This is a genomic window from Streptomyces sp. a15 (genome assembly GCF_059026085.1).
Window position 1 is genome coordinate 1 of record NZ_JBWLKM010000267.1, and the last position, 710, is coordinate 710.

1 protein-coding gene and 1 pseudogene are annotated in these 710 nt (G+C 69.0%); both read right to left on the minus strand.

The window, feature by feature from the left end; all coding sequences use genetic code 11:
* Nucleotides 1-18: 18 nt before the first annotated feature.
* A complete protein-coding gene (locus AC5P09_RS52060) occupies nt 19-498 on the minus strand; it encodes a MarR family winged helix-turn-helix transcriptional regulator (protein WP_493880646.1) in 480 nt (159 codons plus the stop codon).
* 11 nt (nt 499-509) lie between these two features.
* A pseudogene (locus AC5P09_RS52065) lies at nt 510-710 on the minus strand (alkene reductase); the annotation flags it as partial.

The window sequence follows — 710 nt, forward strand, 5'->3', positions numbered from 1 at the left end:
GGGGTGCAAACGGGGGAGTTACTTGGACTCTTCTTCCGGAAGGGGGCGGTTGTTGATCGCGTCGGTGATGGCGTAGGCGGTGCGGACGAAGGAGTCTGCCTGTTGCGTCGAGAGGTTCCGTGCGGAGGTCTCTTCCAGGGCCTGCCACATGGCTGCGATGGGCTCGCGCATGGCACGGCCCTTGTCGGTGAGGTGGACGACCATGACGCGTCGGTCGTGTTCGGCCGGCGCGCGGACGAGCAGGCCGGCGTCCTGCATGCGGCGTAGGGCCTTGGAGATGGTGGAGTGGTCCACGTCGACGCTTTCGAGCAGTTCGGACTGGGTCTGGCCGTCCTGGTCGAGGAGGTGCATCAGCAGCAGTTCCTGTCCGGGATGCAGGTCCATCTCGCGGAGCATGGCGGCGGCGCGGGCGCGGTGAGCGCGGGCGAGCTGGTAGATCGCGTAGCTCATCGGTCCCTCGCTGGCCGTGGTGGGGATGCGGGGTGTGGGGGCGGGCATGGTTGGGTTCCTCAGACGGTGTGGGTGGGGTAGTCGGTGTAGCCGGCCACTCCGCCGCCGTAGAGGTCGCCGGGTCGGGGGTGTTCAGCGGCGCGTCAGAGCGTAGCCGCTCGACCAGGTCCGGGTTGGCGAGCGCGAGGGCGCGGACGGAAACAAGGTCGGCCGTGCCGTTGTCGATGCCCTTGGGGCGGGCAGGCAGGTCGGTACCGGCC